Raw genomic sequence first — 15,296 nt, forward strand, 5'->3', positions numbered from 1 at the left:
GCGCACTGTTATCTTTAGGTAGCGGATGCTGACCTAAAGTTCAGAACCGTCTCGGCAACGTATTCTATTTCAGACGGGTTAAGTCCTGGATACATAGGCAAACTCAAGACTTGCGCTGATAGCTGATCGGCGAGAGGTAATGGTTGTGTGGCATACTCAGCGTAACAATGCTGTCGGTGGGGTGGAATTGGATAGTGAATGACCGTAGAGATGCCCGACTTGGCGAGGTAGTCCTGAAGTGCATCTCGCCTGTCACAGCCGACTACATATAGATGCCATACGGGCTCCATGTCGTCTGGAACATTCGGAAGTGTAAGGCCGCTGTCAGACAGCAGTCCGCTGTAAAGCGCAGCAATCTGGCGACGCTCTTCGTTCCACGTGTCCAACATTTTCAGCTTTGCTCGGAGAAAAGCTGCCTGCATCTCGTCCAGTCGACTATTGTATCCGACGATGTCATGCTTATATTTCAATGTGCTACCATAATTGCGTAGCTCTCGTACTTTGCTTGCTAACACGTCATCGTTAGTCAGCACAGCGCCACCGTCGCCTAAGGCGCCTAGATTCTTTCCTGGGTAGAAACTGGTCCCCGCAGCGTGGCCCAGCGAACCGACCCTCCGACCCTTGTATCTCGCACCCTGCGCCTGCGCGGCATCTTCCACGACTACCAGCCCATGTTCCACAGCAAGGGCATTGATCGGATCCATATCTGCCGGCTGGCCGTATAAATGAACCGGCATGATTGCCTTGGTCCGAGATGTTATTGCCGCCTTGATCTTGGTCGGATCGATATTGTGGTTCATGTCGGGCTCAACTGCGACAGGCGTTGCGCCGCAATGTGAAACAGCTAACCAAGTCGCAATAAAAGTATTTGAAGGCACGATTACTTCGTCGCCTACGCCTATGCCGTAAGCTCGCAGGATGAGTTCCAGTGCATCAAGTCCATTTCCAACTCCAATGCAGTGCTCCACCTGAGAATATGATGCAAATTCGGCCTCGAAAGCTGAAAGCTCAGAGCCTGTGATATACCAGGAGGATTCGACGACACTCGAATAGGCCGCATCCAAGGCAGGACGGATGCTCTGATGCATTCTAGCGAGGTCAAGAAACGGAATTTTCATGTGCAGGCTCCTTGCCGATGTCTTCGCGGAATGAGGCGTAATTTCTGTAGTAATCATCCTCGTCATAGTATGCTGATGCCAACACCATGCACACCGCCCCTGATGAAAAGTTGTCTATTTCACGCCAGATCATTGGGCAAACGTAGAGGCCGTAGTAGCTCCTGTTCATGTGCACCGTTTTCTTGCTGAAACCATCGTCCAAATGAATATCGAATGAACCAGACATGGCGATGATCAACTGGTGCAGCGCCTTGTGAGCATGGCCGCCTCGCTCGGCGCCACCGGGAACATCATAAAGGTAGTAGACGCGCTTGATCTCAAACGGAATATGTCGACCGGCCTCCACAAATGTGAGATTGCCGCGAGGATCGGTGACACGTGGTAAGTCAACTATCTTACAATTGTCCAATATCATTCTAAACCTTCCAACTAGGTCTGAAAACTCAATGCAGCTCAAATCAGCTTGCCTAAGGACATGTATGCGATTCGGCTGGGCGCTGTTAATTGGTTCACATCCTGCCGCATGAGAGAACCTGATGACGCTACGGTCTTGGCATACACGTCCGAGCGGGTTGCGTTACAGTGAACTAGGAGACGCTGCAGCGCTTGCTGCATCGTGAAGGTCGAGTTCGCTCAGGAACTGCGGGATGTCAATACGAAAATCCGCGTGGATGGCGGCGCCAGCTGTCGCTTCAATTTCTCCGAACACATAATTCACGCCGCAACCCACAGCAGTAGCTATGTTCTGCCAGTACCAAAAGCTAGTGCCCTGATGGCGGCCGATCATAATATATATATTTGCAGAAGTGTTGGCGAAGATTATGTTCGCAAGAGCAGCCCCAGATGAGCCGACTATCGTTTTGGCTCTAGCGAAAATTTTAACTTGGTCGATGAAATTCAGTTTCTCCGGTTCGATGATGGCGTATCCACGCTCCACCAGCGCTTGCTCAAGTTCTGATGAGTTTAAAACTCTTCTGGTTCCCGAGTTTCGACGAATATAGATCTTTGAAAATTCCTGCGTAGTAGTTTCGGAGACGGCTACTGGGATGACAACGTTGCGAATGAGGGCGAATGCCGCTGGATGAAAACGACCTTGAGAATGACCATGCGCTCCGCTCCCGCTTCTTCGCTCGAACGGCACATACCCGGTTGCTGAGGTCACGTATACCTTTTCAGCCGTGATTGAGCGCCCAATGGGTAGCGCATAAATCTCACGACTTTCCGCGGTAAAAAAGGCTATAGACTCGAGTATGTTATCATGTAGCCCACTGTCGATGACGATCGGTATGCCGGAGAAATGCCGGTTGGTGCAAAAAAGAGCCAACCGTGGGAGTACTTCCGTGAGCCAGTGCGCGTAATTGGGCGCGCACGCATCCACAAATGGCGCTGCCTCGGGGAGGCGCAGCGGAGTTAAGTCCCTGCTCCTAAAGCGCAACTTTGACTTGCGCACTGATATCAGTGCGCGACCATGAAGCTCTTCGCTGGTGTAGTCGCGCTTCAAATCGAAAAGGTCGTGACAGACAACCTTATTGGCAAACTGTAGCAGGTTGGTTCCCCCACTGATCGTTCCCTGATCCATTACTCTCACCGTAACGTCAGGTATATCGTATCCCTCTTGTCGACTGACAAAATGTTGGTCCTTCACCGGCAATACGGTTGGCACGTCCGTCTTAACTGAGACGGCGTCTAGGAGCTTCACTGAGGCTAAGGCCTGCGGCTCTTGGTATTGGGAGAACGAAACTAAAGGGCGCCATTTCGCAATTTCCCGATCAAAACTAAGTAGTGTCGTGGCCCTCAGATAGGCCGGATATCCCACCTTCCAGATTCGAATTGCGACGTACCGGACTGGGGGAATCTTTTTTAAATATCGCCGATACACCCCGACGATAAATAATTTCGTATGGAGTATAAGCCGGTTTTTTCCCTGCTCTTTTTCACTTCTTCCGGGAACAGTGACAATTTGTAAATTTGCCGTTGTTTTTCTCATGGTACTCTATTCTAGGGAAGTTTACAGGGTCAAGTGACGCGTCCGTTCAACCCCTATGGTCATAGACAAAGGATTACTGTCCAGCCCGCTTTTGACTCGAAACATACCGCCCAATTACATCTGCAGGTTCACCATCTGCAATTAGGCGCCCATGATCCATCCACAATACGCGATTGCACAAACTCTCGACCAAATTATGATCGTGAGACACCATTATCATTATATTCGCCTTGTCGATCAGGTCTGTCATCCGTGCGCGCGCTTTTTCCATGAAAGCAGCGTCACCGCCGGCAAATATCTCGTCGAGTATAAGAATGTCGGGGTGCATGGCCGTCGCTAACGAAAATGCCAGCCGCATGTACATTCCGGTAGAATAATATTTTACAGGGGTGTCGATAAATTGCTCAAGTTCCGAAAAAGCAACAACCTCTGGTTCAATGGCCTTTAGCTGGCTTTCGCTATAACCAAGTATAGCTCCGTTTAAGAAAATATTCTCGCGTCCTGTAAATTCAGGATGAAACCCGGCGCCGATTTCAAGAAGCGGTGCAATTTTTCCGTTGACGCTTAAGGTTCCTGCGGTCGGTTCGTATACGCGGCATAATGCCTTCAGCAGCGTACTTTTTCCTGCGCCGTTGTGCCCCACAATTCCGACGCGGTCTCCTGCCTTGATCGTGAAGCTGACGTCTCGAACTGCCCAAAAATCAGATACAGTTTTGGCGCTGGAGCGGCTAAACAATCCCGCGAAATAGGCTTTGAGCGAGGGTGAGGTGTCGTGATATACAAGAAATTTGACGGACAGGTTCTTTGCTTCAATTACTGACATGGAGTTTCAGAGCCTGAACACAATTTTTTTCTCGTTCATCATGAAAACGATGAACCCCGCCGTGATCGACACGACAGCGAGAGTGAGGGCGGAGAGGATAACTTGAATCGGAGGAAGAGTTCCGTAGTAAAGAGGAATTCGAAATAATTCAATAAATGGTACTATCGGGTTCAGCTTAACAAGCAGACCTATATTCCCGTCGAGTGAGTCGACCTTGTACAAAATGGGTGACAGAAAGAAAAGCCCTTGCATGGCGATCTGGGTAACGTGCTGAAGATCCCTGAAGAAAACGGTTGCTACCGACATGATCAGCCCAGAGCCAAATGCGAACGCGAAAAGCAGGCAGTACGATACTACTATGAAGGGCAGGGCAACAGATATCTCTGCCCCTAAAGCTAGCATTATGACAAACAAAGCTACGAATGATAGTAGGCTGTCGATTAGTAAAGCCACAGCCAAGCTGATTGGGAATACAAGTTTTGGAATATAAATCTTCTTCATCAACCCTTCATTGTTGATGAAGCAACCTCCCGCCTGAGTCGTTAGTGCGCTGAAAAAGTTCCAGGGGATCATTGCGGCGAAGAGGAATATTACAAAGTCGTTAAGGTCCGATTTCAGAAGTGTCGCGAACACCGCAGCCATTACTGACATCATCAGAAGAGGGCTGACTAGGGTCCATAAGTAACCCAGAAACGTCCTTCGGTAACGAAGTATCAACTGTTGCGCGATCAGTTTCTTGATCACGCTACGCGCGCTATATGCCTCTAGTATCGCGTTTGTGAATCTAGTAGTCAACGGTGCCACTTCTCATTGGCTATGTTGACGAGATATTGGCCATAAGCGTTCTTGGCAAGAGGAGCAGCCAGTCTCAGAAGTTGTTCCCGATCTATCCAGTTGTTCTTGAAAGCAATCTCTTCGGGGCAAGCCACCTTTAGCCCCTGCCGATGTTCGAGCGCAGCAATAAATTGGCTCGCTTCTAGCAGGGAATCATGGGTGCCGGTGTCGAGCCAGGCATACCCACGTGAAATGATCTCGACGTTTAGATCACCGGCATCTAGGTACAACCGGTTGATGTCGGTTATTTCGAGTTCTCCTCTTTGAGATGGCTTAAGAGATTTTGCGTATTCGACAACTTTTGAGTCGTAGAAGTAAAGGCCTGTAACAGCATAGTTGGAACGAGGGTTCTTGGGCTTCTCTTCGAGACCTGTAGCTTTGCCATCTAGGTCAAATTCAACTACACCATAGCGCTCAGGATCCGTAACTCGGTATCCAAAGATCGTAGCTCCCTTTTGTGCCTGTGAAGCGCGAGAAAGCAATTCGGACAGGTTGTGTCCGTGGAAAATATTGTCACCCAAGACAAGGCAAGACGGTTTATCGTCAATGAAATTCTCACCGATAATGAACGCTTGAGCGAGTCCATCGGGCGACGGTTGCACCGCATATTCGATGTTTATACCCCACTGCGATCCGTTGCCTAACAGCTGTTCAAATCTCGGAGTGTCCTGCGGGGTCGAGATCACCAAAATCTCACGTATACCGGCAAGCATTACCGTTGTCAGTGGATAGTAGATCATCGGCTTGTCGAAAACAGGCAGCAATTGCTTGCTCACGGAAATTGTGGCGGGGTAAAGGCGCGTACCTGAGCCGCCCGCCAAGATAATTCCTTTTCGGGTCACCCGAGATGCCCCCCTCTGTATTGCGTTTCAACCCACTGGCGATATTCGCCACTTGTTATGGCTGCCGTCCATTGCATGTTCGCAAGATACCATTCCGCAGTTTTCCGCAGTCCCGACTCAAAAGTTTCAACGGGCTTCCATCCAAGATCTCGCTCTATCTTTGAGGCATCGATTGCATAGCGGCGGTCATGCCCGGGACGGTCTGGAACGAAGGTAATCTGGTCTTCGTATGAGCCAGTGTTCAAAGGTCTCAACTCATCAAGGATGACGCACAACGCTTTTACGACATCAAGGTTCGCCTTTTCATTCCAGCCACCTATGTTGTAAGTCTCACCCAAACGGCCCGACTCAAGCACACGGCGAATTGCTGTGCAATGATCTGTTACATACAGCCAGTCGCGAATCTGTTGGCCGTCTCCGTAAATGGGAAGCTTTTTTCCCGACAAAGCGTTGTGGATACAGAGAGGAATCAGCTTCTCTGGGAATTGATACGGCCCGTAGTTGTTTGAACAATTTGTCGTCAACGTTGGGAGGCCGTAAGTGCTGTGATAAGCACGAACGAGATGGTCTGATGCAGCTTTGCTTGCTGAATAGGGGCTATTCGGTTCATATCTGTTGTTTTCCTGGAAGGCTGGCTCTGAACTAGAAAGGGAGCCATAAACTTCGTCGGTTGAAATGTGCAGAAAACGGAAACGTTCTTTTTCGACATCCGGTAGGCCGTTGAAATAATTCTTCGCTGCTTCAAGCAGCTTGAATGTACCGACAACGTTCGTCTCGATAAATTCGGACGGTCCTTCTATGGAGCGGTCTACGTGTGATTCAGCTGCAAAATTCACTATCGCGCGTGGCTTATATTCCTGCAGTATACAAGCTAGCAACTCGTTGTCGCATATATCGCCCTTCACAAATATATGTCTGCCACGACCCTCAATCTGCGATAAGTTTTGCAGGTTGCCTGCATAAGTCAGTTTATCGAGGTTCACAACGGGTTCGCTGCTGGCGGCGGTCCAATCGATCACAAAGTTGCTTCCGATAAAACCGGCGCCGCCGGTTACGAAGATTGTCATATTTTCGTCTCTCTAGCAGGTGACGATGTCTGAACGTTAGTAGAACGTTGCATCGTGATAGTAGGCTGATTTTGTCTGCAAACCTCGTATCAAGCAGGCAAGAGCAGTACTAAACGCGCCATACAGCATGTCAGTCGTCAGGTCAAACTAGCCGAGAGACAACATGCAGCTGTGGTGCTCTGATCCCCAAAAACTGGACCGTTCATAACTGGAGTTTTCCGCGATAACTTCCCGGCTGGGAAAAGGAACGGAAGCATGAAGGCATCGAAGTTTTCGGACGCCCAGAAGGCGTTCATTTTGAAGCAGGGCGATGATGGTGTGCCGGTGGCAGAGATCTGCCGGAAGGCAGGGATCAGCCAGGCGACCTATTTCAATTGGCGTAAGAAGTATGCGGGTCTGCTGCCCGATGAGATGCGTCGATTGAAGGCTCTGGAGGATGAGAATTCCAGGCTGAAGAAGATCGTCGCCGACCTGACGCTGGACCGGGAGATGCTCCAGGACGTGATCCGCCGAAAGCTCTGAGGCCTGTTCGGAAGCGCCAGCTAATCGATGGGATGCTGGTGGACTGGGGCATATCGATCCGACGGGCCTGCAAGGTCCTGAAGTTCGATACATCGACCTACCACTATAAATCCCGCCGCACCGGACAGGCCCCACTGGAACGACGCATCAAGGAGATTTGCGAGACACGCGTGCGGTATGGCTACCGCCGCGTCCATGTGCATTTGCGCCGCGATGGTTGGAAGATCAACATGAAGAAGACACGCAGGATTTACAGCGAGTTAGGGCTTCAACTGCGCAACAAGCATCCGAAGCGCCGGGTGAAGGCAAAGCTCAGAGATGATCGCCAGGAGGCTGTCGGGCCGAACGATGTCTGGGCAATGGACTTCGTTCACGACCAGCTCGCAACCGGCAAGAAGCTGCGCATACTGACCGTGGTCGACACGCACTCGCGCTACTGCCCGGCCGCCGACGCACGCTTCACCTATCGCGGCGAGGATGTCGTACAGACCCTAGAAGGCATCTGCCGGAAGACCGGCTATCCGAAGACGATCAGGGTGGACAATGGCAGTGAGTTCATCTCCCGTGATCTTGACCTGTGGGCCTATGCCAACAACGTCACCCTGGACTTCTCAAGGCCTGGCAAACCAACTGACAACGGCTTCATCGAGGCCTTCAACAGCAAGCTGAGATCGGAGTGCCTGAACGCCCATTGGTTCCTGACCCTTGCGGATTCGCGCGAAAAGTTGGACACTTGGCGTCGATACTACAACGAGGAACGTCCTCACTCGGCGATCGGATATAACGTCCCGATCGCTCTGCATAATCCCGGTGGCGCCACCAGCCAGCCATCGTGATCAGAACCGGAAAACTCCAGCTTCCGGCGGTCCAAGGTTTGGTCCCAGAGCAAGAGCCGTGAAGCTCTAATTCCCGGCGGTCCGGGGTTCGGTCCCAGAGCAGAAAACCTAAGACTTTCCTGAAAGCTGAATAGAAATCGGGTCTCAGGTCAATTTGAGAGATGCCGAGAGGGAGATTGAAAACTAACCCGTAGTCCTTTTCGGTTATTCCAGTTTGGAGGCCCAAATCTCAATAGTTTCGTTGCTAAACGGAACGATCAAGGTGCCACAAAAGGCGTATTTCTCTTCGATCGGCTGTAATATATCTGGCAGGCCGCCCCGCGATATTTGTGCTTCGGCTGACAGCGCTAGGACCGTACGTCCACTTGGCTTCCACCCTGTGAACAACGTTGCCAGCTGCTGGGGATTGGTAATCCAAGGAGAAATCGGAGGTACGGCATTGATTAGCAATGCGAGTCCCGGCACGTTGTAGAGCCCAAAGAAGGACGCCCCAGGTGCGATTTTACAATTGTCGCGCGCTACCTCCAGCGCCGTAAGCATTTGCCGAGTTTCGAGATCTACGCGTACCGCTCCGAGAACGGGCACCTCGGTCAGTTCGCTCTGCGCAAAAATGGGTTGGGCTAGATGATACGGATCACGGCCAAAGCTGCTTAAGACTTGCACTACAATTAGCGTCATCATGACTAGCGCTAGACCCTGGGCAGTTGTTCTAGCGGACGGTATGTTGGTCCTTCCGTTGGCCAAAAGGAGCACAAGGAGTGGCCAACTACCTGCTGTTACGATAACCTGTGTAAACATTGAATTGCCTGTGCCCATAGCGACGGCATAAGGTAGGCAAACAAGCAAGAGCACCAAGCTGGCCGCTTGGCGTCTCGAGCTCCACACGTGAAACGTCACTAGAAGTGTCATAATCAACAAGGCAAATAAGGCTTGGATTTGCTGTTGATATTGTGTGCGGCCACCTAAGTAATGCTCGCCATATACAATAGCGCTCAGCGCGAGGGCCACAATAGCGGTTGGCATCCACCGTCGCGGTGCCCACAGCATGCGGAGGCTGAGGGCCAGCGCTGGGGCAAACCAAGCCAAAGAGAGAATTGCGGACTGCACCATCGTCCCACAGTATCTCCAAAGACGGACGGCAATTGGCTCTGTCTGTACTTGGCGGAACAGGGTAAACCCGGTTTGTAAATGTTCGATCATCGCCCCGTTTTGCCAATTGAAAGCCACCATGGCACCCAAGAACGAAGAGCCGCCGACGACGCCCGCGGTAATTGGAACCCATATGCGGCGCCGATCGCCTAACGTCACGATGGCAATACATGCGAGAAGGGCACAGCACACGCTGGCGGAGGGTTTGTTTATGAAGGTGATTGCTAGCGCAACACCACACAAAGTTCCGCAGATAACATCCAACCTTCGGCTTTGCGACGTCGCACTAATGAAGGCCAACCCCAGTGCAGCGTAACCACCAGCCGAGGCCAACAAATTGTAAGACGGACTGGGTAAGATTGTAGCGACGTAGAGCAGCGCTCCGATACTCCCTGCGGCCGCCAAAGCAACAATCAGCAAGGGTGTTTTACACAGCAAAGCTTGCTGTGTCGCTACGCGATAGCTGCCGTAAGCCAAGAGCGTGATGCTGGCTATCAAAGTGGCCGTGCCCACCAGGCGGAAATGTTGTAAGGTCCCTGATAGGTTCCATAGCGGCGCTAGCGCCCAATGCTGAGCAGAAATGTAAGCGGTTATCGTATTGGGATGGGCGCCTGACAATATGTAATAGGCCTCGTCCGTGATGTCGATCGCACGATCTGACACCCATATCACAACGGCCAACAATATAACTGCAGCCACAATGGTGGTTGCGTTAAGTATTCTGTGCGAATTATGCTGTGTTGAGGAAGTCATGACACTAAATTACTGCGACGTAATGACCAAAATTTAGCCGTCAAAAAATTGAAAATCACTATGAAGGGTATCAAAGCTAACTGCGTCCAGAAGGGATCCAGTGCCAAAAATTCAACCAAGACATGTAGTGCAGCCAAGTTTAAAGAAATGGACGCACTTCCTGCCAAGAGATATTTTACGAACCGCCGTCCGAATTGAAGTTGTCCAGACGGTCTAAAAACCCAGATGAAATTCCATATGTAGCTAAAGAGCATTCCGAGAAACCAAGAGAGCAATAGCGCAGATAGATAGTGTAAATCTAAACAGTGCAAAGATAGCAGAAATACGGCCATCGTGAGCCAGAAATTAATCGCGCCTACTGCTATAAATTTTACTGCCTGCGATCCTAATAGCATGTCCTGCGCCAGCTGGTTCTAGAAAAATTCTTCGGATCGATTCGACGAAATGGCCTTTGTAGAGGTCTATTCTTCGACTTCTGATGTAAATGTTGTGTTATGTTCTGAAGATCAATCAAGGTTATAATTCGTCACGGATAACATAGTTGGGTCTCTTACGCACTTCTTCATTGATGCGCCAGACATACTCTCCGATGATCCCAAGCATTAGCATGATGGCGCCGCCGATCATCAAAACGGCGATCATCAGTGGCGCCCAGCCATCAAACGGTGCATCACCGATGCTCCATGCGACAACAATCGAAATAGAATACAAGGCCCCCACCAGAAAGGTGGCGACGCCACATAATGAGATGAAGCGGATTGGCAAGAATGATGCGTCAAGCATTGCGTCGATGAAGTTTTTCAGCTTCTTCGCGAGATTATACTGCGATCGCCCTACGACGCGCTTCCGACGCTCGTAGGGTATGAAACTGGTGCGGCGCCCACTCCAAAGAAGATCGCCTTGAAAGAACCGGTGGCGCACATCCATCGTGTTGAACTCATCCATCACCACACGGTCCATTAACACGTAGTCAAACCCACCTTTAGGGATCTGTGGCACAGCCATACGCATCAGCCGGTAGGCCACGCTGGAAAACAGGCGGGCAGTGGGGGGATCGTTTCGGCTGGTGCGATAGCAGACCACGATTTCCGATCCTCTCAGCCAACTCTCTATCATCTCCTCCATCAGCTCCACCGGATCTTGAAGATCGGCAGAAATGTTGATAACCGCTTCGCCCGTCGCCGCTTTAAAGCCTGCGAGCATAGCGGCCATCTGACCGAAATTTCGTGTAAAAGTTATCACTCGCACTCGATCATCGTTGGCGCGAATTTGTCGCAATTCGTCGAGCGATCCATCCGTGGAGCCGTCGTTGACAAAGACCCATTCCAGCGCGATCTCTGGCATACTGTTAGCAAATAGTTCTGCAATCTCTTGATGGGTCTTGGTTAGCGAGCCTTCGTTTTGATAGACCGCCACTACTACGGAGACTTTCTTCAGTCGGTTTTCAGCCATCTGATCCAGCCTCGCAAACTAGGTAAATACTCGAACACAAATCTGGATAGCGCTGACCAAGTTCATAGCAGCCATCGAGGTATTCCGGTGATATAATGTCCGTGGTCAGCAGCCTATCCCATTGGAAATTGGCCATAGCTTTAAAGAAGATGCCTGAGCGATGGACTATGTTGAGACCGGCTTGTCTGGCATCACGCTCCAATGTATCGAGACTGTAGGTTATGCGGTGACCGTGCTCTGCCTCTGCCGGAGTCACTGCGGCGTTGTGGCTGATGAGCCCCATTGCCACAGCGATCTGACGCGAGGGTGCATTGGCGTTAGGGCACGCTACAAAAAGCCGTCCACCCGGGGCTAACCAATCGGTGTTGATGCGCTTGAGCACCCCTATCGGATCATCGAGATGTTCCAGCACGTGGGTCAGTATAATGTTGTCATACCGTTTTTGCAGAGTGACTTCTTCGAACAGTGACTGGTGAAACGCGATAGTCTGGGGCAAATTCTCTTTCGCTATTTCTATTGCCTCGGCCGACGCCTCAACACAGGTAATATCAGGGAAGTAATCTACTAAGCGTCTCGTGAAGTCTCCTTTAAAGCTGCCCAATTCTAAACAATTTCCGGAGCGAAAAAAGCTTCGGAACGCTTTGATCATATAGCTATGCATGACATCGAAATCGAAATCATAAGCATATTTACGCTCGGTATTGTCTTTAAACTCGGCGTCGTAGTCTCGTGTTTGGCTCATCTTCGATTCCGTTTGTGTGGCACTTGCGCGGATTAAAGCAAAAACGGTGAGGGGTAAACGCCTCCCTCACGCACAATCAGAGGGTGACCTGCAGCAAAAGCGTCCCGCCCTTTGCGCTCTGCAGCAAAAACTCATGTTTCGCGTAAAGTCGGCGCGCTGCGTGTGCATTAACATCTACTTCGAGCGCTACAGCAGCAAAACCACAGCTACGAGCATGCATAAGGGCTGCGCGCAAAAGAGCGTCCGCCAAGCCCCGTCCCCTCTGATCCGAACACACGCTTAGATTCGTGATGAACGCTGGAGCCCCTGCCGGGGTGACGCAATAAATCGCGAGCAGGCCAACGAGAGTGCTTTGATCCCAGTGCTCGAACCGCTCCGCCTGGGTGCAAATACGTTCGGCATAGGTCGGAATCTCCAGTCGTGCCGACAGCGGAGGGCTGAAGTCCAAATCGCAAGCCGTGAGTAACGCAGTTACTTGTGAAACGTTGGCTATGTTGCGCGTGAGACCGTGGACGGACGTCATCGCTTCAGCCGGGCCAAACCAAACCCCTCTTTACCGAAGGCATTCCCATTGTAGAGAAGGCACAGCTGATCTTGGTGCACAAATATATGCGGATAGCATTGCATGTCTGCGTCCCAGTCGTCTTTTGAGCCCGCTAGTCCAAGCACGCTATCATCGCGCCGCCAGGACTTTGCGTCGGCAGAAACTGCATAACCCAAGCGGTACCCTTTGGTCGGCTCAGTGCGGAAACCATGCGCATAACGATAGCAAAATACCATGTGATAGAAGCCGCTGTGGTAAGCAACACTGGGCAGAGCTTGGCATTCGTTTGGCCCCAGTATGTCCGGCAATATTGCCTGGCCACTTTCGCGGTACCAGTTTTGCCCGTCGTGAGACGTGGCTTGTGCAATCTTATAAACCCGGTCTGGCTCAGCCGTCTCATCCTCGCGCACCCACCTTTGACCGAAAATATACCACATATGAAAGCGCCGCCCGATTTGCCGCACAAAGCCATCGCCCACGAGAAAGGGCTCATATCTCCCGGCGCTAAGTACAGGACCGGTGCCCACTCGTTGAAACGTGCGTCCGCCGTCGAGGCTTTTGACCAAGCCGATAGCGGTGTCGACTGAGACAGATACGCGGCGCGTCCATCCTGTGGTGTAACCCCACACCTCATCGCCGATACGAACTGGATTCAACGGAAAGATTCCATGTTCGTCAAATGCTCCAAGTTGACCGCGACCCAAAACGTCATGTCGCGCGACATTCACTAGCGTGGTAAGGTCATCTTTGAAATCGGCATAACAAACATAACTAATAAACTTACCCGTATCTCCATCCGTTGACCGCGTTGAGAAGTAGATCCGAACGTTTCCGTTAGGCAAGGCAAGCGCCTGAGGTGATTGCGCGAAGAAGCCGGGTCCATCGTTTAGTATGTGGACACTTGGGTCAAATATCTTCCCCAGTTTCTCAATCGTGAAGCAAATCATGGGCGGGCCTCAAGCCTTGCTATGCCAAACCCTTCTCGTCCCACCCCGTTGCCAAGATAGGCAATATAGGTGTGCCCATCGACGCTAAAGACATGTGGGTAAGATACCATTTCACTATCCCAGCCCGCCGCTGAAGGTAGTAAACCCGCGCGCGCATCGTCACGATACCACGTGATCAGATCATCGCTGTGGGCATAGCCGATGCGGTATCCTCGAGCATGGCTGCGATACCCAGTAGAAAAGCGATAGCAGAAAAACATGTGATAGCGCCCATTGTGATAATGAACATCAGGGCTGGCTTGGGCCTCGTCCACTTCCACCACTGTGTCGATTAAATGAAGATGATGTTTGTACCAATTTACGCCATCATCAGAATACGCCATCCGAATACGGTAGATGGGTTCAGGTCGTCCGCCGTCGATTACCCATTTGGTGCCTGCAATGTAGAACAAGTAGTATTTATCGTTAAACCTACGAATCTTCGGACCGCTCATCACAAAGGGTTCGTCCGGCGATCGTCCAATGATAGGTCCTGGGCCCAATTTTTCAAAAGTTGCCCCCCCATCAATGCTGAGTGCCGCTCCGATAGCTACATCAAAAGGTACACTTTCGCAGCGTGTCCACCCTCCATAAAAGCCCAAAATTCCCTGCTCGGTTTCAAGTACTGAAAATGGGTAGGTGCCGAATTCGTCAAACGTACCTGTCTCGCCAAGGCTCAACACAGGGTTGTCAGCTACACGTATAACTTTCGTTAAATCCGCGCGATCTAAATCAAGCCACGATGTATAGCTTTTGAACTGGCCCAGTGCATCTCCCATCGGTCTGGTGGAAAAATAGACACGGACATGATCATCGCGGATCAATGTCGCTGGCGCCTGGGCAAAATTCTCCATCCAAGGCCGCCCGGGAAAATCCCTAGGATCGAAGACCTTACCCAGTTTCTTCCATACAAACATATCAGTCATTTTTCGGGCTAACCATGGTGAGATGACTTAAAATAAGCTCTCGGACCTCCGAAAGCGAGTTGAACATCATCACATCCAGAATCGACAAGTCTGGCACAAACGGGTTGCCAAATTGGCCGTAGCTTATGTCGGTTCGACGTATAAATTGCAGATCGATTCCCTTGTCGCGAAAAGCATCGGCCTGGTAAAGTTCAACGCCGCCGATCGGATTGATATAGTGCGTGGCTCCCAACGCTTGGCAGATCGCCAGAACTCGATCTTGCCCCTTCAACGATTTGGTGTCCCCTAAAGACGAAGAGACAATGATCGGTGTGTCAATCTCGAGCAAGGCAGTAAGCCGGACTAAGCTCTGATGAATGAATTCAAACAGGTTGGTCTCAGCTGTAACGAAAATGTCTTCGATAACAGGCATCATCGTTTCAAATTGTGGAGCTCTCCTATAGGCGTTTGAGATCTGTGCTACCATCTTTATTCCGTTGTAGTCGTCAGACAGTTCACGGTCACGCACATCAGAGTAATCTGACCCTTTTTTTAAAGGCAGGGTGAACAGCACCGGCTCGCCGTTGCGTAGAAAACGGTTGCGATGGATCCAACCCTTTTTGGTAAACTGCACATCATCATATATTACAAATACATCAGCCTGCTGTATCAACTGAAAATAGCCGATATAAGGCAGGAAGTAAGGCTGCATGATAGCGACGCGCATCGGGTTTCG

At 50.9% G+C, this 15,296-nt stretch carries 16 protein-coding genes; 1 reads left to right on the forward strand and 15 read right to left on the reverse strand.

Going from position 1 to position 15,296, the window contains the following annotated elements:
* Positions 1–14: 14 nt before the first annotated feature.
* The 7 genes from SJY08_RS22485 to rfbB form a co-directional block, all read right to left on the reverse strand.
* Positions 15–1,118: a DegT/DnrJ/EryC1/StrS family aminotransferase gene (locus SJY08_RS22485; protein WP_377278848.1), complete on the reverse strand. Its 1,104-nt coding sequence runs from the start codon at positions 1,116–1,118 to the stop codon at positions 15–17.
* Complete coding sequence (locus tag SJY08_RS22490) at positions 1,099–1,533, reverse strand: FdtA/QdtA family cupin domain-containing protein (protein WP_377278850.1); 435 nt, start codon at positions 1,531–1,533, stop codon at positions 1,099–1,101. The genes SJY08_RS22485 and SJY08_RS22490 overlap by 20 nt, the downstream gene beginning before the upstream one ends.
* 162 nt (positions 1,534–1,695) lie before the next feature.
* Positions 1,696–3,105: a glycosyltransferase family 61 protein gene (locus SJY08_RS22495; protein WP_377278852.1), complete on the reverse strand. Its 1,410-nt coding sequence runs from the start codon at positions 3,103–3,105 to the stop codon at positions 1,696–1,698.
* Between the two features lie 73 nt (positions 3,106–3,178).
* Positions 3,179–3,928: an ABC transporter ATP-binding protein gene (locus SJY08_RS22500; RefSeq protein ID WP_377278854.1), complete on the reverse strand. Its 750-nt coding sequence runs from the start codon at positions 3,926–3,928 to the stop codon at positions 3,179–3,181.
* 6 nt (positions 3,929–3,934) lie between these two features.
* Positions 3,935–4,732: an ABC transporter permease gene (locus SJY08_RS22505; RefSeq protein WP_377278856.1), complete on the reverse strand. Its 798-nt coding sequence runs from the start codon at positions 4,730–4,732 to the stop codon at positions 3,935–3,937.
* Entirely contained in the window at positions 4,720–5,604 is an 885-nt protein-coding gene (gene rfbA / locus SJY08_RS22510; protein WP_377278858.1) for a glucose-1-phosphate thymidylyltransferase RfbA, read from the reverse strand. Before rfbA ends, SJY08_RS22505 begins: the two co-directional genes overlap by 13 nt.
* Positions 5,601–6,671, reverse strand: coding sequence for a dTDP-glucose 4,6-dehydratase (rfbB, locus tag SJY08_RS22515; RefSeq protein WP_377278860.1), 1,071 nt, complete (start codon positions 6,669–6,671; stop codon positions 5,601–5,603). The genes rfbA and rfbB overlap by 4 nt, the downstream gene beginning before the upstream one ends.
* Before the next feature lie 255 nt (positions 6,672–6,926).
* Here rfbB and SJY08_RS22520 point away from each other — a divergent pair.
* Positions 6,927–8,029 (forward strand): IS3 family transposase gene (locus SJY08_RS22520; protein WP_377278862.1). Its coding sequence is split into 2 segments (ribosomal slippage): positions 6,927–7,188 and positions 7,188–8,029, totalling 1,104 coding nucleotides; the frame shifts between segments, so codons are not numbered across the junction.
* Between the two features lie 204 nt (positions 8,030–8,233).
* On the opposite strand, the gene SJY08_RS22525 is transcribed toward SJY08_RS22520, so the two are convergent.
* The 8 genes from SJY08_RS22525 to SJY08_RS22560 all read right to left on the reverse strand — a co-directional run bounded on the left by SJY08_RS22525 (position 8,234) and on the right by SJY08_RS22560 (position 15,287).
* The gene (locus tag SJY08_RS22525) at positions 8,234–9,931 is read right to left on the reverse strand and encodes a hypothetical protein (RefSeq protein WP_377278864.1); all 1,698 of its coding nucleotides are present in this window, start codon (positions 9,929–9,931) and stop codon (positions 8,234–8,236) included.
* On the reverse strand, positions 9,928–10,326 hold the full coding sequence (locus SJY08_RS22530) for a GtrA family protein (RefSeq protein WP_377278866.1): 399 nt from the start codon (positions 10,324–10,326) through the stop codon (positions 9,928–9,930). The genes SJY08_RS22525 and SJY08_RS22530 overlap by 4 nt, the downstream gene beginning before the upstream one ends.
* A 121-nt stretch (positions 10,327–10,447) precedes the next feature.
* The gene (locus SJY08_RS22535) at positions 10,448–11,383 is read right to left on the reverse strand and encodes a glycosyltransferase family 2 protein (RefSeq protein ID WP_377278868.1); all 936 of its coding nucleotides are present in this window, start codon (positions 11,381–11,383) and stop codon (positions 10,448–10,450) included.
* The gene (locus SJY08_RS22540) at positions 11,376–12,125 is read right to left on the reverse strand and encodes a class I SAM-dependent methyltransferase (RefSeq protein WP_377278870.1); all 750 of its coding nucleotides are present in this window, start codon (positions 12,123–12,125) and stop codon (positions 11,376–11,378) included. Before SJY08_RS22540 ends, SJY08_RS22535 begins: the two co-directional genes overlap by 8 nt.
* A 76-nt stretch (positions 12,126–12,201) precedes the next feature.
* The gene (locus SJY08_RS22545) at positions 12,202–12,648 is read right to left on the reverse strand and encodes a GNAT family N-acetyltransferase (RefSeq protein WP_377278873.1); all 447 of its coding nucleotides are present in this window, start codon (positions 12,646–12,648) and stop codon (positions 12,202–12,204) included.
* On the reverse strand, positions 12,645–13,616 hold the full coding sequence (locus SJY08_RS22550) for a hypothetical protein (protein ID WP_377278875.1): 972 nt from the start codon (positions 13,614–13,616) through the stop codon (positions 12,645–12,647). Before SJY08_RS22550 ends, SJY08_RS22545 begins: the two co-directional genes overlap by 4 nt.
* A complete protein-coding gene (locus tag SJY08_RS22555; protein WP_377278877.1) occupies positions 13,613–14,581 on the reverse strand; it encodes a glycosylase in 969 nt (322 codons plus the stop codon). The genes SJY08_RS22550 and SJY08_RS22555 overlap by 4 nt, the downstream gene beginning before the upstream one ends.
* Positions 14,574–15,287: a WbqC family protein gene (locus tag SJY08_RS22560; protein ID WP_377278880.1), complete on the reverse strand. Its 714-nt coding sequence runs from the start codon at positions 15,285–15,287 to the stop codon at positions 14,574–14,576. Before SJY08_RS22560 ends, SJY08_RS22555 begins: the two co-directional genes overlap by 8 nt.
* Positions 15,288–15,296: the final 9 nt, after the last annotated feature.

This window comes from Rhizobium sp. R86522 (assembly GCF_042466255.1).
GTDB lineage: Bacteria > Pseudomonadota > Alphaproteobacteria > Rhizobiales > Rhizobiaceae > Allorhizobium.